The sequence below is a fragment of the Pseudomonas japonica genome, assembly GCF_900188455.1.
GTDB lineage: Bacteria > Pseudomonadota > Gammaproteobacteria > Pseudomonadales > Pseudomonadaceae > Aquipseudomonas > Aquipseudomonas japonica.
Genome location: NZ_FZOL01000003.1, coordinates 180,250 through 196,996 on the forward strand (window position 1 = coordinate 180,250; position 16,747 = coordinate 196,996).

The 16,747-nt window shown below is 64.1% G+C and carries 15 protein-coding genes; 4 read left to right on the top strand and 11 right to left on the bottom strand.

What is annotated here, in order from left to right; all coding sequences use genetic code 11:
- Positions 1 to 188 precede the first annotated feature (188 nt).
- From CHB99_RS05670 to CHB99_RS05680, 3 genes are all read left to right on the top strand, one after another.
- Positions 189 to 1,163, top strand: coding sequence for a quinone oxidoreductase family protein (locus tag CHB99_RS05670; protein ID WP_042125137.1), 975 nt, complete (start codon positions 189 to 191; stop codon positions 1,161 to 1,163).
- A complete protein-coding gene (locus CHB99_RS05675) occupies positions 1,160 to 2,095 on the top strand; it encodes a LysR family transcriptional regulator (protein ID WP_042125139.1) in 936 nt (311 codons plus the stop codon). The genes CHB99_RS05670 and CHB99_RS05675 overlap by 4 nt, the downstream gene beginning before the upstream one ends.
- A 106-nt stretch (positions 2,096 to 2,201) precedes the next feature.
- Positions 2,202 to 2,828, top strand: coding sequence for a LysE family translocator (locus tag CHB99_RS05680; protein WP_042125141.1), 627 nt, complete (start codon positions 2,202 to 2,204; stop codon positions 2,826 to 2,828).
- Between the two features lie 476 nt (positions 2,829 to 3,304).
- Here the strand turns inward: CHB99_RS05680 and CHB99_RS05685 are convergent, their stop codons facing one another.
- The 3 genes from CHB99_RS05685 to CHB99_RS05695 are packed head-to-tail and all read right to left on the bottom strand — an operon-like array spanning position 3,305 to position 6,060.
- Positions 3,305 to 4,324 (bottom strand): DUF2806 domain-containing protein, encoded by a 1,020-nt coding sequence (locus tag CHB99_RS05685; protein WP_042125143.1) that lies wholly within the window; start codon positions 4,322 to 4,324, stop codon positions 3,305 to 3,307.
- A 56-nt stretch (positions 4,325 to 4,380) separates the two neighbouring features.
- On the bottom strand, positions 4,381 to 4,950 hold the full coding sequence (locus CHB99_RS05690) for a LemA family protein (protein ID WP_042125144.1): 570 nt from the start codon (positions 4,948 to 4,950) through the stop codon (positions 4,381 to 4,383).
- A gap of 3 nt (positions 4,951 to 4,953) precedes the next feature.
- A complete protein-coding gene (locus tag CHB99_RS05695; protein ID WP_042125146.1) occupies positions 4,954 to 6,060 on the bottom strand; it encodes a hypothetical protein in 1,107 nt (368 codons plus the stop codon).
- 193 nt (positions 6,061 to 6,253) lie between these two features.
- On the opposite strand from CHB99_RS05695, the gene CHB99_RS05700 reads away from it, so the two are divergent.
- Positions 6,254 to 6,508, top strand: coding sequence for a DUF1652 domain-containing protein (locus CHB99_RS05700; protein ID WP_042125205.1), 255 nt, complete (start codon positions 6,254 to 6,256; stop codon positions 6,506 to 6,508).
- A 9-nt stretch (positions 6,509 to 6,517) separates the two neighbouring features.
- Here the strand turns inward: CHB99_RS05700 and CHB99_RS05705 are convergent, their stop codons facing one another.
- The 8 genes from CHB99_RS05705 to CHB99_RS05740 all read right to left on the bottom strand — a co-directional run bounded on the left by CHB99_RS05705 (position 6,518) and on the right by CHB99_RS05740 (position 16,674).
- The gene (locus CHB99_RS05705) at positions 6,518 to 6,793 is read right to left on the bottom strand and encodes a peptidylprolyl isomerase (protein WP_042125148.1); all 276 of its coding nucleotides are present in this window, start codon (positions 6,791 to 6,793) and stop codon (positions 6,518 to 6,520) included.
- A gap of 38 nt (positions 6,794 to 6,831) precedes the next feature.
- Positions 6,832 to 8,793, bottom strand: coding sequence for an acetoacetate--CoA ligase (locus CHB99_RS05710; RefSeq protein ID WP_042125150.1), 1,962 nt, complete (start codon positions 8,791 to 8,793; stop codon positions 6,832 to 6,834).
- A 206-nt stretch (positions 8,794 to 8,999) separates the two neighbouring features.
- Positions 9,000 to 9,770 carry a 3-hydroxybutyrate dehydrogenase gene (gene hbdH, locus CHB99_RS05715; RefSeq protein ID WP_042125152.1) on the bottom strand — a complete coding sequence of 257 codons (771 nt, stop codon included), beginning with the start codon at positions 9,768 to 9,770 and terminating at the stop codon, positions 9,000 to 9,002.
- 10 nt (positions 9,771 to 9,780) lie between these two features.
- A complete protein-coding gene (locus CHB99_RS05720; RefSeq protein WP_042125153.1) occupies positions 9,781 to 11,172 on the bottom strand; it encodes a GntP family permease in 1,392 nt (463 codons plus the stop codon).
- 223 nt (positions 11,173 to 11,395) lie between these two features.
- A complete protein-coding gene (locus tag CHB99_RS05725; protein WP_042125155.1) occupies positions 11,396 to 12,787 on the bottom strand; it encodes a sigma-54 interaction domain-containing protein in 1,392 nt (463 codons plus the stop codon).
- 13 nt (positions 12,788 to 12,800) lie between these two features.
- Positions 12,801 to 13,823, bottom strand: a complete 1,023-nt coding sequence (locus CHB99_RS05730) for an ABC transporter permease (RefSeq protein WP_042125157.1) — start codon at positions 13,821 to 13,823, stop codon at positions 12,801 to 12,803.
- Positions 13,823 to 14,875 (bottom strand): microcin C ABC transporter permease YejB, encoded by a 1,053-nt coding sequence (locus tag CHB99_RS05735; RefSeq protein ID WP_042125159.1) that lies wholly within the window; start codon positions 14,873 to 14,875, stop codon positions 13,823 to 13,825. The genes CHB99_RS05730 and CHB99_RS05735 overlap by 1 nt, the downstream gene beginning before the upstream one ends.
- Positions 14,872 to 16,674 carry an extracellular solute-binding protein gene (locus tag CHB99_RS05740; RefSeq protein WP_377697369.1) on the bottom strand — a complete coding sequence of 601 codons (1,803 nt, stop codon included), beginning with the start codon at positions 16,672 to 16,674 and terminating at the stop codon, positions 14,872 to 14,874. Before CHB99_RS05740 ends, CHB99_RS05735 begins: the two co-directional genes overlap by 4 nt.
- Positions 16,675 to 16,747 lie beyond the last annotated feature (73 nt).

Here is a 16,747-nt window from a genome sequence, read left to right on the forward strand (position 1 = left end):
GACAAGTGCCTGACAAGTAACAAAACCTTTTCGCCAGTGCAACGGAAAGAAGTACTACAGTGCCATTTACATTGCTGCATCAGATGCAGTAATGAACTGCACATCCGCTGTCTTGTTGCTCAAGGCTTCAGTTCACATACTCGCCGCCATCGACACAACGACACGCCCGAACGGCGAGGAGAGCGGTTATGACGAATGCGATACGGTTCAGCCAGACGGGTGCTCCCGAGGTCTTGAAACTGCAGGCGGTGGACAGCATCGCGCCAGGCCCGGGCGAGGTCTGGCTGGAGCAGGAGGCCATCGGTGTGAATTTCCTCGATGTCTCCCAGCGCAAGGGCGCCGTGCCGGTGCCGCTGCCCGGTGGGTTGGGGCTGGAGGGCGCGGGGAGGGTGGCGCGGATTGGCGCTGGCGTCGGCAATGTCGCGGTGGGTGATCGGGTGGCCTATGCCACCGGCCCGCTGGGTGCTTACGCCAGCGCCCGGGTGTTCCCCGCCGAGCGCCTGGTCAGGCTGCCGGATTCGGTGTCGGCGCAGGACGCGGCGGCGGTGCTGTTCAAGGGCATTACCGCGCAGTACCTGCTCAAGTCCACTTACCCGGTCGGCCCGGGGACGACGGTGTTGATGTACGGCGTGGCCGGTGGGCTGGGTTCGCTCATGGCGCCGTGGGCCAGGCATCTGGGAGCGCGGGTGATCGGCGTGGTGTCGCGGCAGGCCAGCGTGGACAAGGCCCGCGCACTGGGTTGCGACGAGGTGCTGGTATTCGATCCGCGGACCCTGGCGGCGGAGGTTTCCCGCCTCACCGATGGCCGCAAGGTGGATGTCGTGTATGACCCCATCGGCCGGGTGTCCTTCGAGGCTTCCCTGGACAGCCTGCGTCCGCGCGGGGTGATGGTGTCCTTTGGCGCTTCCAGCGGCGCGCCGGCAGCGGTGGAAATGGCCACGCTGAACAGCAAGGGTTCGCTGTTCGTCACCCGGCCGTCGCTGGCCGCGCACACCGCCACCGCCGAGGAATACCAGGCGCGTGCCGCCGACGTGCTGGCGGCGCTCGACGCGGGTATCATCAGCGCGCGCATCTGGGGCCGCTACGCCCTGGCCGATGCAGCTCAGGCGCATGCCGACCTGGAATCCGGACAATCCTCGGGAGCGATCATTCTCACGCCATGAACCTCGATGTGCTGGACAACCCCCACAGCGATGAAATCGCCGCGTTCCTCGCCGTCGCCGCGCAGGGCTCCTTCGTCGGCGCCGGGCGGCTGCTGGAGCGGCACCCCACGGTGATTTCCAAGCGCGTCGCGGCGATGGAAAAACGCCTCGGCGTGCGCCTGATCGAACGCTCGACCCGCCAGGTGCGCGTCACCCCGGTGGGCGAGAAACTGGAGCAGCGTCTGCGCGCGGCCCTGGGAATGATCGCCGAGGCCGAACAGCAGGCCATTTCCGGCGCGGCCGAGGTGCGCGGGGTGTTGCGCCTGGCCCTGCCGGCGGCGATGGGGCGGCTGTGCATCGGCCCCCTGCTGCCGGCGTTCCTCGAAGCCCATCCGCGGGTGTCCATCGTCGCCGACTACAGCGAGCGCCTGGTGGACATCATCGAAGAGGGCTTCGATATCGCCATTCGCATCGGCGAACTGGACGACAATCGCCTGATCGCGAAAAAGCTCTGCGATCACCGGCGCATCCTCTGTGCCTCGCCCGCTTATCTGCAGCGCCACGGCGTACCGCGCACGCCCCAGCACTTGAGCGAGCACAATTGCCTGCGCTTCAGCGGTCTGGCGTCCTTTCCGCAATGGCGCCTGTATGCCGGCGAGCAACAGGCCAGTGTTACGCCCAAGGGCAGCCTCACCGCCAACGACAGCGAATCCCTGCTCGCCGCCGCGCGTGCCGATGCCGGCATCCTTGGCGCCGGGGAGTGGCTGATGAGTCGCGACCTGGCCGCCGGACGCCTGGTCCGGGTGCTGCCGGAATGGCAACTGGACCCTACCGGCGGGGTGTACCTGGTGCGGCCCTCGGCACGCTTTCCCGCCGCGACGGTGCTGGCGTTCAAGCAGTGGATCGAGGCGCGTTTCGAGCCGTTGCCGCCGTGGCTGGGGCACGATGCCTGACGTCAGGCGGGGCATCCCCATCACCCGGTCAAGGGCGCGGCCGCCCGGCGCTTGACGCCAGCGGCCGGCAGCGCCGAAGCTTGCTCCCTTACCCAAGGAGCCCGCCATGGACCTGTCCACCCTCGCGCTGTTCATTCCCGCCTGCTTCGCCCTCAACATGGCGCCCGGCCCGAACAACCTGCTGTCGCTGAACAATGCCAGCCGCTACGGCCTGCGCACTGCCTGCGTGGCCGGCATCGGCCGCCTGTTCGCCTTCGCCGGGATGATCGTCCTCGCCGCCCTTGGCCTGGCAGTGGTCCTGCATACCAGTGAATACCTGTTCCTGGCGATCAAGGTGCTGGGCGCGTTCTACCTGTTCTATATCGCCTGGCAACTGTGGCGCGCGCCGGTCGGGCAGGGTGGGGTGGTTGGCGAGCGCAAGGGCGGGGTATTGCGCCTGGCGCGGCAGGAGTTTTTCGTCGCGGCGGGCAATCCCAAGGCCATCCTGATCTTCACCGCGTTCCTGCCGCAGTTCGTGGTGATGAACAGTGCGGTACCGGTCGGCGAACAGTTTCTCTGGCTGGGGGTGATGTTCCTGCTGCTGGAGTGGTTTGCCATCGCCATCTATGCGTGGCTGGGCGCGTACCTGCAGCGCTGGTTCGACCAGCCTGGGCCGCGCCGCCTGTTCAATCGGGTCAGCGCGGGGTTGTTGAGCCTGGCGGGGCTGGGGTTGCTGGCGGCGCGCAAGGCTTAAAGATCTGTTTAATGATGAGCTAAGAGTACTTTCATTGAGTCGATTTTCTGTCCTGCTTTTAATCGTCCTCAACTGGTAATGGAGCAAAAGGGATGGGGAAAAACTCCTGATATAGATCTGCCGTGTTGCGGAAGCGAGCTGTAGAGTTGATGGAGGCCGAGGGCTTAACCTTCGAAGATGCCTTGGGATTGGCGATCTTAAATCGAATGGCAGGTGATCGGCTTCTAAGGGCTATGAGGAAAAAACAAAAAGTAACAGCCGAAAAACAAATAGTGAAACTACCTATGAGCGCTTGGAAAACTCCGAAGCCCGAGGGTGCCTCCCTTTTCAGGGAAAAGGGCCGGGTCTTGGAAAGCGATCTTGAATATTTAATTGGCTTAAGATGGGTTTTTTGATGGGTGGTATTCTCGGGTTTTGTTGATATATTTGTGACGGTCTCGTTTTTTGCTTTTAGAGCTATATTGTTTTTGGGGTGCTTAAATTGGTGTTCCGTTTATCCAGCTGATGCCGGTGTTGTCGTTTTTGATGACATCTCCAATGATTACGTCCATGCCTTGGGACTTGAGCCATGAGCCAAAGTCATTTATATACAAAGCTGTGCTCGAGAATTTACTTAGACCAAGAAGTTGTCGCCCGAGGTTTGTAATGGGGTAAACGGGGATTTGGTAAGAAGTTTTCTCTGTGGGTATATAGGCGATCAAGCATTTTTCATGATTGACTATTACGCTCTGCCACCTATCTTTTGCTCCCTGTGGAATGGCGACCGTAAAATGCATCATGCCTTCTATGCCGGTTACAATTCCAAGCTCTTGCAGATCAAGTAGCTCGTCGAACTCCAATCCATATTTTCTGAGTCCGCTATCAGGTCGCCAGATATAGCCATTGGATATGGCGAATGCGCACATTTTCTCAATGAGCTTGGCCTCAGTTTGGGAGATGTTTCGAATGAACTCAAGGCAGCGCAAAGTGTAAGTTCCTGGTTTCTTTACTTCTCCTGCCAAAATTTTCCCCCAGAGACCTTGGAGTTCGTCTGCCGAGACTTCTGAAGCGCAGTTTTTCCAGCGATGCAGCCAGTCTTCCTCAACTTTCTCAGTTGGGGGGACAGCTTCATCTGCTCGTAACTGCTCGTCAGCTATAAGAATTGCCTTGGTTGCATTTATTTCCCTGCGCATCGACTCCTTTATACTCTGTCGTTCGATAGCTGCTTCAAGCTCGCTATCAGTAATCACTGGTTCAATTCGAGCCGCTTTGTAAGCGTCGCCGATAGCACGGAATCCGACGTCTAGCGAAAAATCAGACGCATTACGCTGTCCATTCTTTATAGAGTCTACATCTCTAGAGGTTTGAGCTTCTATCAGGCTTTTTGCTCTTTCGATTTGGAGCTGGGCTAGCCCTTCTCGTTTGATTTGACCTGGCTTGAGTAGGGCTCCTATTCCCTTCTCGGCAATGGTTTCCCAGAGCCGCTCAACCAGTTTTTCACCAGGAATCAATGCCATCGGTTTTCTCCATAAATTGACTTTGGCATGTCTCGCTGCTTAAACATGAGGTGTCATCAGAAATTCGGCTTGTACTCGAAACTCCGCGAAGCTTCCGAATCCGAGAACGGCACGATCGCGCTCTTCTTGTTCAGCATCCCGTTGACCAGCGATCCGGGGAACATCTGGATCGTGTTGTTGAAGCGCTCCACCTCGCCGTTGAAGATCACCACCGCGGCGCCGACGTTCTCCTGCTGTTCGGCGATCTCGCGCATCAGGTTGTTGACCACCTCGGCGGCTTTCAGGTCCGGGTAGGCCTCGAACACCACGCGCAGGTCGTTGAGCAGTTCCCGCGTGGCCTGCTGCGCGCCCAGCAACGACTGGCCGTTGGCCTGGTCGGGCAGGCCGTGGATGGCGCTGCGCAGGCGGGTGATGTCGGTGAGGATCTGCTGTTCATATTCCCTGTAGCTGCCGACCTGCTCCTGCAGGGCATCGAGCACGCGGGTTTTCTGCCGCTCGTAGGTGAGCACGTCGGACCAGGCGCGCTGGGCCCGGTTGGCGCCGCCGATGATCGAGTTGTAGAGGGAAATCACCACGATCGCGAGAACGGCGGCGATGACCAGCAGGGTGATCAGGGTAGAACTCATGGCTCAATGTTCCTTTTGATGGGCAGCCGTGCTCGGCAGGTTGAAGTTGTCGTCGTGCTGTTCGGCCAGGGTGTGGACCAGGGCCAGGGCATTTTCCAGGCGGGGCAGGCGCACGCCTTCGTCGATCCAGGCATGGAATTCATCCGGCGTCGACAGGTCGCAGTGCATGTCGAATTTCAGCAGGGTGCTGTTCTCGAAACTCATGCACAACTGGCCATTCCAGGAGAACTCCAGGTTCATCTCGTGCAATTGCTTGTGCATGTTCAACAGGTGCAGCACGGTGACCGGCTTGGCGAACCTGGCGCAGGCCATGCGGCTGCCACCGCTCAGGGTGAAGGCCTTGTTGAATTCGCTGGAGGCGGTTTCGTGACGGTGTTCGAAGTCCAGGTTGCGCCCGCCGGTGGTGCGGGCGGTGACGCCTTCGACCCAGGGGAAGTCGATGACCAGGCTGTAGCGGTCGTAATGGTCGTAGACGGTCCGGGTCACCGTGCGGGTGCCACCTTTGCCGTCGGACTCGGTGGTGGTGACGATGCGTTTGTCGACGTAGTGCAACTGGTAATAGGCGTAGGGCAGTTCATGCACCGCACCGGGATGGACCGACTGCACGGCATAGGTGATCTCGCGGCTGTAGTTGCCGCGGGCATAGTCGCCAAAGTCGCTGGACAGGCGTTGCAGCAGGACGTCCCGGGGCGTGGAGATGCCTCTGAGGTCGAGGGTGAGCCAGGACGAATAACCGGCGATTTCCTCGGAAACCTTGCGCAGTCGGTTCGAGCGCACGCGCATGAAGACGAAGCTGGCGATCATCACCACCAGCGCGACCAGGCCCACCAGGCTCAATGCCTCGCCATAGTCCATGGCGAAGAACCGCGTGAGCCAGGCCTTGGCCTCGAACGGCGCCCACTGGCCGAAGGCGATGGCCGCGGCGATGATGGCAAGGCTGCCCAGGCCGAAGGTCTTCGGGGTGGCGTTGTCGAACTGCAGTGGTTCTTTGAAGTCGCGGACCTGCTGTACCGCGGCCAGCAGTTGCTCCTTGTCGCTGTCCGCACCGATGGCGTTCTCCACGCTCTGGATCAGTGCCCGCAGTCGCGCGTTTTGTGTCGCTTTGCCCATGACGGCTCTTTTCGCTCCTTGAATCGCGGATCATGGCCCATGGCCTGATCCGGGGCCCGATGATAAACCATCGATACAGTAATCCCTTCGCCTTATCGGGAAATAATCTGACCGGATCCAATCCGTTAGCCTACGATTGTCAACGCACCGCAAGCACGGAGCTGCGGTCCTTCAACTGCCGGGAGACATGGAAATGCTATCCACGCTGGAACTGCGCGATATCATCGAGAAGAGTTTCTTGCCCGTTCGCTGCCGCTGCACCCTGGCAGCGGATCAATCACTGACCGTGCAGTTGTTCAATCGCGGCTCCCCTCACTACGACCTGCAGGTCACCGGCATTCGCCCCGAACAACTGGACAGCAACCGCGCCATCGCCAGCCTGGTGAGCCGCATGCGCTGCGACCTGCTGGACAGGCAGGTGGTGGTGCCGCTGCGCGATGCCAGCTAGCGCAACGCCTCAGTCCCGATAGAACGTCTGCACCAGGTGATAGCCGAACTTGCTCTTGATCGGCCCATGCACCGTGCGCAGCGGTTTCTTGAAGATCACCTGATCGATCGCGCCGACCATCTGCCCCGGGCGTATCTCGCCCAGGTCGCCGCCGCGTTTGCCCGACGGGCAGATCGAGTGCTTCTTCGCCAGGACGTCGAAGGCCTCGCCCTTGGCGATGCGCTGCTTGAGCTGTTCGGCCTCCTCGGAGGTCTTGACCAGGATGTGACGGGCCTGTGCTTTCATGATGCGGGTGCCTCGGAGATGCCGGTAAAAACCGGCGATTATGCCTGATCGCGCAGCTCGATGCGGTCACGAAAATGCTCCAGTGCCTGCGGATTGGCCAGGGCATCGGTGTTTTTCACCGGCAGGCCATGCACCACGTTGCGCACCGCCAGTTCGACGATCTTGCCGCTGATGGTCCGCGGGATGTCCGCGACCTGGACGATCACCGCCGGCACATGGCGGGCGCTGGTGTTGTCGCGGATGACCTTGCGGATCCGCGCCTGCAGGGCGTCGTCCAGTTGCACGCCGTCGGCCAGGCGGACGAACAGCACCACGCGCACGTCGTGCTGCCACTGCTGACCGATGGCTACGCTGTCCACGACCTGCTCGATCTTTTCCACTTGGCGGTAGATTTCCGCTGTGCCGATGCGCACGCCGCCCGGGTTGAGCACCGCATCGGAACGACCATGAATCGCCAGGCCGCCGTCGCGGAACTCCTCGGCGTAGTCGCCCTGGCACCACACACCGGGAAACTGGCTGAAATAGGCGGCCTTGAAGCGCTCGCCGTCCGGGTCATGCCAGAAACCCAGGGGGATCGCCGGGAAATGCCGGGCGCAGACCAGCTCGCCTTTTTCCTCCAGCACGGCCTGGCCCTGGTCGTTCCAGACTTCCACGGCCATGCCCAGGCCCTTGCACTGGATCTCGCCACGGCGCACCGGCAGGGTCGGGCTGCCGAGGACGAAGCAGGACACGATATCGGTGCCGCCGGACATCGACGCCAGGCAGACATCGCTCTTCACCTCGCGATAGACATAGTCGTAGCTGTGCGGCGACAGCGGCGAGCCGGTGGACAGCAACAGGCGCAGGTGCGTGAGGCGATGGCTGTGGCGCGGCTGCAGGCCGGCCTGTTCCAGCGCCGCGAGGTACTTGGCGCTAGTGCCGAACACGCTGATGCCCTCGGCGTCGATCAGGTCCGGCAGGCGCTCGGGGCCGGGATGGAACGGCGAGCCGTCGTACAGCACCAGGGTCGCGCCCAGGGCCAGGCCGCTGACCAGCCAGTTCCACATCATCCAGCCGCAGGTGGTGTAGTAGAACAGGCAGTCGCTGTCGTTGAGGTCGTTGTGCAGGCCATGTTCCTTGAGGTGCTGCAGGAGCACGCCGCCGGCGCTGTGGACGATGCACTTGGGCACGCCGGTGGTGCCGCTGGAATAGAGGATGTACAGCGGGTGATCGAAGGGAAGGGCGACGAAACGCGGTTCTCCGCCTTTTCCGTGGAAGTCGTCCCAGAGGCTGACGCGAGCCTGGGTGTGGAAGGCGTCCAGGCGGATGTCTGTCTGGCTGTAGGGCACCACCAGCAGTTGTTCCAGCGCGGGCAGGGCGGCCAGCACCTGGTTGAGCTTGTCCACCTGGGACAGGGATTTGCCGGCGTACTGGTAACCGGCGCAGACCAGCAGCAGCTTCGGTTCGATCTGGCCGAAGCGCTCGACGATGCCCTGGGTGCCGAACTCCGGCGAGGAACTGGACCAGATCGCGCCCAGGCTGGTGGCGGCGAGCATCGCCACCACGGTGTGCCAGGTGTTGGGCATGCACGCGGCGACGCGATCGCCGACGCCGATGCCGGCGGCGGCGAACGCCCGTTGCAGGCCGGCGACCTGGGCGGCGAGCTCAGCGAAGCTGAGGGTGGTGCGCTGGCCGTCTTCGCGAATCGAAACCAGGGCGGTGGCGTCATCGCGCCGACGCAGCAGGTGTTCGGCGAAGTTCAGCGTGGCACCGGGGAACCAGCGGGCGTCGGGCATGTGCGGGCCTTCTTCCAGGACCGCGCGGGCGGGCTGCTGCCAGCGCACATCGAAGGCCTCGGCCACGGCCTGCCAGAAGGCCGGGCGCTGCTCGATGCTCCAGCGGTGCAGGTCGCCGTAGTCGGCCAGGTCGAGGCCGTGGCGTTGATTGATTTCGCGCCGGAAGCGATCCATCCGGCTGGCCTGAATACGCGCCGCGTCCGGGCGCCAGAGCACTGGGTTCATGCCGATGTTCTCTTTTGGTCTGTCAATGAGGTGAGTCTAGCCTCCCGCTCCTCCGCGGTCTTGCGCGGACCATGGGCGATATCACCGCGTAGGAGCGTGGCTTGCCCGCGAACGGGCGCGCAGCGGTCGCTGGGGCTGACCTCGAATCGGGAACCGGGACCGCGTTGCGGTCCTTCGCAGTGGTTCGTCACACGACAAGCCCGCTCCTACTGGGCCAGCCAGCCGCCATCCACATTCCAGGCCGCGCCGCGCACCTGGCTGCCGGCCTCGCTGCACAGGAACAGCGTCAACTCCCCGAGATGCTCCGGCGTGACGAATGCCAGCGAGGGCTGCTTCTCCGCCAGCAGGTCATGTTGCGCCTGCTGCGGATCGACCCCGCTGGCCGCGCGATCGTCGATCTGTTTCTGCACCAGCGGCGTCAGCACCCAGCCCGGGCAGATGGCGTTGCAGGTGATCGCGCTGGTGGCGGTCTCCAGCCCGACCACCTTGGTCAGCCCGATCACCCCATGCTTGGCCGCGACATACGCCGCCTTGCCCAGCGAGCCCACCTGGCCATGCACCGAGGCAACGTTGACGATCCGCCCCCAGCCCCGTTCACGCATGCCCGGCAGGGCCAGGCGGGTGCAGTGGAAGACTGCGGAGAGGTTGACCGCGATGATCGCGTCCCAGCGCTCCACCGGGAATTCGTCCACCGGTGCCACATGCTGGATCCCCGCGTTGTTGACCAGGATATCGACGCCGCCGAACTCCCGCTGGGCAAAGGCGAACAGCGCCTCCAGCTGGGCGAGATCGCCCAGGTCGGCAGGATGGTGACGGACCCTGGTGCCGAACTGGCCGACATCGGCCAGCGCCGCGGCCGGGTCGCCGAAACCATTGAGCAGGATATCGGCGCCAGCCTCGGCCAGGACCCGGGCAATGCCCAGGCCGATGCCGCTGGTGGAGCCGGTGACCAGTGCGGTTTTTCCGGAGAGCTTCATGGGTCGATCCTCAAACGATGCCGGTGGCGTAGAAAGTGGCGATCACGACGAACACCGCCAGGGTCTTGATCAGGGTAATGCCGAAAATGTCCTTGTAGGCCTCGCGGTGGGTCAGCCCGGTGACCGCCAGCAGGGTGATCACCGCGCCGTTGTGCGGCAGGGTGTCCATGCCGCCGCTGGCCATGGCGGCCACCCGGTGCAGCACCTCCAGCGGGATATTGGCCGCGTTGGCGGCGGCGATGAAACTGTCGGACATGGCCGCCAGGGCGATGCTCATGCCGCCGGAGGCGGAGCCGGTGATGCCGGCCAGCAGGGTCACGGTGATCGCTTCGTTGACCAGCGGATTGGGAATCGCGCGCAGGGCGTCGGCCAGCACCAGGAAGCCCGGCAGCGAGGCGATCACCGCGCCGAAGCCGTACTCCGAGGCGGTATTCATCGCCGCCAGCAGGGCGCCGCTGACCGCCGCCCGGCTGCCGTCGGCGAGACGACTCCTGATGGCCTTGAAGCCGCTGACCAGCACCAGCAGGATGCCCAGCAGCAGCGCCGCCTCCACCGCCCAGATGGCCGTCAGCTTGGCGATATCGGTCTGCACCGGTGCGCTCATGCCCGGCAGTTGCAGGCTGTGGCTCTTGCCGTACCACTCGGGGATCCAGTGGGTGAACAGCAGGTTCATGACCCCCACCAGCAGCAGCGGCGACAGGGCCAGCAGCGGGTTGGGCAGTTGCAGGTCATCGGCGGTTTCCGGCTCGTTGCGCAGCTCGCTGCCATAGCCTTCACCCGCGCGCAGGGCCTTGTTGCGCTGGCGCTGCAGGTAGAGCATGCCGCTGCAGAAGACGAACAGGGTGCCGATCAGCCCCAGCCACGGCGCCGCCCAGGCGGTGGTGTTGAAGAAGGTGCTGGGGATGATGTTCTGGATCTGCGGGGTGCCGGGCAGGGCGTCCATGGTGAAGGAAAACGCGCCGAGGGCAATGGTTGCCGGGATCAGGCGCTTGGGGATATTGCTCTGGCGGAACATCTCGGCGGCGAACGGATAGACCGCGAACACCACCACGAACAGCGACACGCCGCCGTAGGTGAGCAGGGCGCAGACCAGCACGATCACCAGCATCGCCTGGCGCGTGCCGAGCAGGCGAATGGCCGCGGCGACGATGGAACGGGAGAAACCGGACAGCTCGATCAGCTTGCCGAACACCGCGCCGAGCAGGAATACCGGGAAATACAGTTTGATGAAGCCGACCATCTTTTCCATGAACACCCCGGTGAAGGCGGGTGCGACGGCGGACGGGTCGGTGAGCAGTACCGCACCGAGGGCGGCGATGGGGGCAAACAGAATGACGCTGTAGCCACGGTAGGCAGCCAGCATCAGCAGCGCCAGGGCTGCCAGGGCGATGATCACGCTCATCGGGGTGTCTCCTTGGTGAATCTTGTTTTTGTTGGTGGAGACGGGATTGCGGGAATCGTGCCAACTGTTTAACTAGTTGATTTGTATGGAAAAATAATTGATTCGTGATGTCGTTGTCTCTGAACGTAGACAGCTGGCTTGCCGCGCAGAACGTGTGTAGGAGCGTCAGATCACGGAATTCGCATCAGATCACTGCTGTCTCTTTTTAGAGACTCATGTCTCTCTATTGAGACTGAATCCCCAACGCCACCAGCTTCTTGTACAAAGTCGAGCGCCCCAACCCCAGCTGCTTCGCGGCCTCCGGTACGTTCCCGGCACACCGGGCCAGGGCCTTCTGCAGCAACTCCCGCTCGAACGCCTCGCACGCCTGCCGATAGTCCTGCACCGGTTCATCCACCGACCGTGGCATCAGCTTGCCCAGCGCCGACTCGATATCCGCAACCCCCAGCAGCGTCCGCTCGGACAGCAAGGTCGCGCGCTCCAGCACATTGCGCAGCTCGCGGATATTCCCCGGCCAGGCATGTCTGCCCAGCAGCCCGAGGGCGTCGTCCTCCAGTTCGTGGCGACTGCCCAGGTCTTCGAGGATCGCCTCGGTCAATGCCGGCAGGTCCTCGATCCGCTCGCGCAGCGCCGGCACCTCGATGGGCAGCACGTTCAAGCGGTAATACAGGTCGGCGCGAAATTCGCCACGGGCCATGGCCGCCTGCAGATCGCGGGACGTGGCGGCGATCACCCGCACATCGCTGTGCAGCATCTGGTTCGAGCCCACCGGCTCGTATTCCTTCTCCTGCAACACCCGCAGCAACTTGCTCTGCAACGGCAGCGGCATGTCGCCGATTTCGTCGAGAAACAGCGTGCCGCCTTCGGCCAGTTGCAGCTTGCCGGCACGCCCCTTGCGCTCGGCGCCGGTGAAGGCGCCCGGGGCGGTGCCGAAGAATTCGGCTTCCAGCAGGGTTTCCGGAATCGCCGCGCTGTTGATGCTGACGAAAGCCTTGTGCGCCCGCAGCGAGGCGGCATGGATGGCGTGGGCCAGGAGCTCCTTGCCGGTGCCGGTTTCGCCGAGCAGCAGCACCGGGGCCTCGCTGCTCGCCGCGCGCCGGGCCCGGCGCTTGACCTCCAGGCTCGCCGCGCTGGTGCCGATGAACTGGTTGAAGCTGTACTTGGCCTGGCGCGCGCGCAGCAGCGAGCGGGTCGAGGCCAGTTCCTGCTGCATGCTGGAATAGCGCTTGAGCAGTGGCGACAGGCTACGCAGTTCGTCGAACAGGGCGAAGCCGATGGCGCCGATCACTTCGCCGCCGGCGTCGTGGATCGGCAGGCGCATGACCACCAGCGGCTCCTTGGGCGTGTCGAGCATGTCCAGCAGGGCCGGGCGGCCCTGGGTCACCACCTCGCGCATCAGGCTGCCGGGAATCACCTGTTCGCAGGGCTGGCCGATGGCGGCGCTGGCGTCGGGCAGGCCGAAACGCCGGGCATAGCGCTCGTTCATCCAGACGATGCGTGCGTCGCGGTCGACGATCACCGTGCCTTCGCTGGATTGCTCGATGATCTCGAACAGCGATTTGATCGCCAGGCGGCGCACCCGCTGGTAGTCCTTGAGGTTGTCGCTGTCGTGCATGTGCAGTCCGTGGTCAGGCGCGCGGGTCGAAGGCTTCGCGCAGGGCGTCGCCGATGAACACCAGCAAAGTGAGGATCAGCGCCAGGGCGAAGAAGGCGGTGAAGCCCAGCCATGGCGCCTGCAGGTTCTGCTTGCCCTGGTTGACCAGCTCGCCCAGCGAGGCACTGCCGGCGGGCATGCCGAAACCGAGGAAGTCGAGGGCGGTCAGGGTCGAGATCGCCCCGGTGAGAATGAACGGCAGGTAGGTGAGGGTGGCGTTCATCGCGTTGGGCAGGATATGCCGGACGATCACCAGGCGGTCCGGCAGGCCCAGGGCCCGTGCCGCCTGCACGTATTCCAGGTTGCGCCCGCGGAGGAACTCGGCGCGCACCACATCGACCAGGGCCAGCCAGGAAAACAGCGCCATGATCCCCAGCAGCCACCAGAAGTTCGGCTCGACGAAGCCGCTGAGGATGATCAGCAGGTAGAGCACCGGCAGCCCCGACCAGACTTCCAGCAGGCGCTGGCCGAGCAGGTCGATCCAGCCGCCGTGATAGCCCTGCAGGGCCCCGGCGGTAACGCCGATCACGGTGCTGATCAGGGTCAGGGCCAGGGCGAAGAGGATCGACACCCGCGTGCCGTACAGCACCCGCGCCAGCACGTCGCGGGCCTGGTCGTCGGTGCCCAGCCAGTTGCTCGCCGTCGGCGGGCTGGGCGCCGGCACCTGCAGGTCGTAGTTGGGCGTGTCGGCGCTGAACGGCACCGGCGGGAACAGCATCCAGCCGCCACTGCCCTCAATCAGCTGGCGCACGTACTGGCTGCGGTAGTCCGGCTGGAACGGTAACTGCCCGCCGAACTGCTGCTCGGTGTAGCGCTTGAAGGCGGGGAAATACAGGCTGTCCTTGTAGCTGAGCAGCAGCGGCTTGTCGTTGGCGATCAGCTCGGCGCCCAGGCTCAGGGTCAGCAGCGCGGCGAAGGCCCACAGCGAGAACCAGCCGCGGCGATTCCTGCGAAAGCGTTGCCAGCGGCGCTGGCTGATGGGCGACAGGCGAAACATCAGTGTGCCCTCGCGCTGAAGTCGATGCGCGGATCAACGAAGGTGTAGCAGATATCCCCGAGCAGACGGATCAGCAGGCCGAACAGGGTGAAGATGAACAGCGAACCGAACACCACCGGATAGTCGCGGCTCACCGCGGCGTCGTAGCTCATGCGCCCGAGGCCGTCGAGGGAGAAGATCACCTCGATCATCAAGGAGCCTGCGAAGAACACGGTGATCAGCGCCTGGGGCAGCCCGGCCACCACCAGCAGGATGGCGTTGCGGAACACATGGCCGTAGAGCACGCGTTTTTCGGTGAGGCCCTTGGCCCGGGCGGTGACCACATACTGGCGGGTGATCTCGTTGAGGAAGGCGTTCTTGGTCAGCAGGGTCAGGGTGGCGAAGCCGCCGATCACCAGTGCGCCCACCGGCAGCACCAGGTGCCAGAAATAGTCGGCGACCTTGCCGATCAGGCTCAGTTCGGCGAAGTTTTCCGAGACCAGTCCGCGCACCGGGAACCAGTTCAGCGAGGTGCCGCCGGCGAACAGCACGATCAGCAGCAGGGCGAAGAGGAACGAGGGCAGGGCATAGCCGATCACGATCACGCTGCTGGTCCAGGCGTCGAAAAGGCTGCCATGGCGCACGGCCTTGCGTATGCCGAGGGGAATCGACACCAGGTAGGTGATCAGGGTCGCCCAGAAGCCGAGGGACAGGGTCACCGGCAGCTTGTCGAGAATCAGCTCGGTGACCTTGGCGCCGCGGAAGAAGCTCTCGCCGAAATCCAGCCGGGCATAGTTGCCGAGCATCAGCCACAGGCGTTCCGGCGCCGACTTGTCGAAGCCGTACTGCTTCTTGATGGTTTCCAGCAGGGCCGGATCGAGGCCGCGGCTGGCCCGCGAATCCAGTTGCACGGAACCCGCCCCGGGCGCACCGCCGCCGATCCCCTGCAGGCGCGCCACCGCCTGCTCCACCGGCCCGCCGGGGGCGGCCTGGACGATGACGAAGTTGACCAGCAGGATCACCAGCAGGGTCGGCACGATCAGCAGCAGGCGCCGCAGGATATAGGCGGTCACGGTTGGCGTCCTTGGCGGGCGGCCATCTCGGCGTTGGTCAGGGCGGTCGGGCTGACTTCCCACCAGGTATCCAGCGCCGGGTCATTGGCCGCGGGGATCTTCGGCAGGCCGAAGCGGTTCCACCACACGCTGGAGGTGCCCGGCGGGTAATAGTTGGGAATCCAGTAGTAGTTCCACTGCAGCACGCGGTCGAGGGCGTGGGCATGTCGCTGCATGTCGGCCTGGGTGCCGGCGCGGACCAGACCATCGATCAGGGTATCGACGGCCGGGTTCTTCAGGACCATGAAGTTGTTCGAGCCGGGGTCGCTGGCCGCGGCCGAGCCGAAGTAGCTGTACAGCTCCAGCCCCGGCGAGGTGGTGACCGGGTAGCCGGTGACGATCATGTCGTAGTCGCGCGCCATCAGGCGGTTGACGTACTGCGCCGAGTCGACCCGGCGGATCTGCATGTCGATGCCGATCTGCGCCAGGGTGCGCTTCCACGGCAGGAGCAGGCGCTCCATGCCGTTCTGGCCGTTGAGGAAGGTGAAGCTCAGCGGCTCGCCCTGGGCATTGACCAGGCGATCGCCCTGCGCCTGCCAGCCGGCTTCGCGCAGCAGGGCCAGGGCTTGCAGCTGCTTGTCGCGGATGATTCCCGAGCCATCGCTGCGCGGTGCCTGGAACACCTGGCTGAAGACCTCGTCGGGGATCTGCCCGCGCAACGGCTCCAGCAGTTTCAGCTCCTCGGCGTCGGGCAGCGCGCGGGCGGCCAGTGGGCTGTTGGCGAAGTAGCTCTGCTGGCGGATGTACATATCGCGCATCATCCGCCGGTTGCTCCATTCGAAGTCCCAGAGCAGGGCGATGGCCTGGCGCACGCGGCGGTCCTGGAACACCGGGCGCTGCAGGTTGAACACGTAGCCCTGGGCATTCTGCGGTGCCTCTTTCGCCAGATGGGCACGTTGCAGGCGGCCGTCGTCCAGGGCCGGACCGGCGTAGCCGATGGTGTAGCCGGTGGCCGAGAACTCGCGGTTGTAGTCGTAGCCGCCGCCCCGCAGGACCTGGCGGGCCACGTCGGTGTCGCCGAAATACTCGATGCGCAACTGGTCGAAGTTGTAGCGGCCGCGGTTGACCGCCAGGTCCTTGCCCCACCAGTCGCGGTTGCGTTCGAAGGTGATGCTGCGGCCGTTGTCGATTCGCGCCACACGGTACGGGCCGCTGCCCAGCGGAGCCTCGAAGCCGCCGCCGTTGGCGAAGTCGCGATTGCGCCACCAGTGTTCGGGCAGCACCGGCAGCGAGGCGAGGTCCAGGGCCAGGGTGCGGTTCTGGCTGGTCTTGAAGTCGAAGCGCACCTGGGTCGGCGACTCCACCACCACATCGGCGACATCGGCGAACTGGGTGCGGTACTTCAGGTTGCCGTCGCGCAGCAGCAGGTCGTAGGTGAAGCGCACGTCCTCGGCGCGGATCGGCTTGCCGTCGGCGAACCGGGCGTTCGGGTCGAGGTAGAAGCGCAGCCACAGGCCGTCGTCGGCCCGCTCCATGCGCCGGGCCACCAGGCCGTAGACGGTGTAGGGCTCGTCCAGCGAACGCACGGCGAGGGGCGAATACAGCCAGCCGTCGATCTCGCTGACGCCGATGCCCTTGTCGATATAGGGCAGGACATGGTCGAACTGGCCGATCTCGATGGCCGAGCGGCGCAGGCTGCCACCCTTGGGGGCGTCGGGGTTGGTGTACTGGAAGTGCTGGAAGCCGGCGGGATAGCGCGGGGCTTCGCCGTAGACGGTGAGGGCGTGGGTCGGGGCGGCGTGGACGCTATGAACACTCATCGCCGCCAATAGCAGCATACCGGCCCTGTAGGAGCTGGCTTGCCTGCGAAGGACCGCAAAGCGGTCCCTCAAG

Coding starts and splice junctions, on each gene's coding strand:
- CHB99_RS05720 (WP_042125153.1), bottom strand. CDS start 11,172: ATGAGCGTGATCATCGCCCTGGCAGCCCTGGCGCTGCTGATGCTGGCT.
- CHB99_RS05740 (WP_377697369.1), bottom strand. CDS start 16,674: ATGAGTGTTCATAGCGTCCACGCCGCCCCGACCCACGCCCTCACCGTC.
- CHB99_RS05670 (WP_042125137.1), top strand. CDS start 189: ATGACGAATGCGATACGGTTCAGCCAGACGGGTGCTCCCGAGGTCTTG.
- CHB99_RS05730 (WP_042125157.1), bottom strand. CDS start 13,823: ATGTTTCGCCTGTCGCCCATCAGCCAGCGCCGCTGGCAACGCTTTCGC.
- CHB99_RS05695 (WP_042125146.1), bottom strand. CDS start 6,060: ATGGGCAAAGCGACACAAAACGCGCGACTGCGGGCACTGATCCAGAGC.
- CHB99_RS05680 (WP_042125141.1), top strand. CDS start 2,202: ATGGACCTGTCCACCCTCGCGCTGTTCATTCCCGCCTGCTTCGCCCTC.
- CHB99_RS05675 (WP_042125139.1), top strand. CDS start 1,160: ATGAACCTCGATGTGCTGGACAACCCCCACAGCGATGAAATCGCCGCG.
- CHB99_RS05710 (WP_042125150.1), bottom strand. CDS start 8,793: ATGAACCCAGTGCTCTGGCGCCCGGACGCGGCGCGTATTCAGGCCAGC.
- CHB99_RS05725 (WP_042125155.1), bottom strand. CDS start 12,787: ATGCACGACAGCGACAACCTCAAGGACTACCAGCGGGTGCGCCGCCTG.
- CHB99_RS05700 (WP_042125205.1), top strand. CDS start 6,254: ATGCTATCCACGCTGGAACTGCGCGATATCATCGAGAAGAGTTTCTTG.
- hbdH (WP_042125152.1), bottom strand. CDS start 9,770: ATGAAGCTCTCCGGAAAAACCGCACTGGTCACCGGCTCCACCAGCGGC.
- CHB99_RS05685 (WP_042125143.1), bottom strand. CDS start 4,324: ATGGCATTGATTCCTGGTGAAAAACTGGTTGAGCGGCTCTGGGAAACC.
- CHB99_RS05705 (WP_042125148.1), bottom strand. CDS start 6,793: ATGAAAGCACAGGCCCGTCACATCCTGGTCAAGACCTCCGAGGAGGCC.
- CHB99_RS05690 (WP_042125144.1), bottom strand. CDS start 4,950: ATGAGTTCTACCCTGATCACCCTGCTGGTCATCGCCGCCGTTCTCGCG.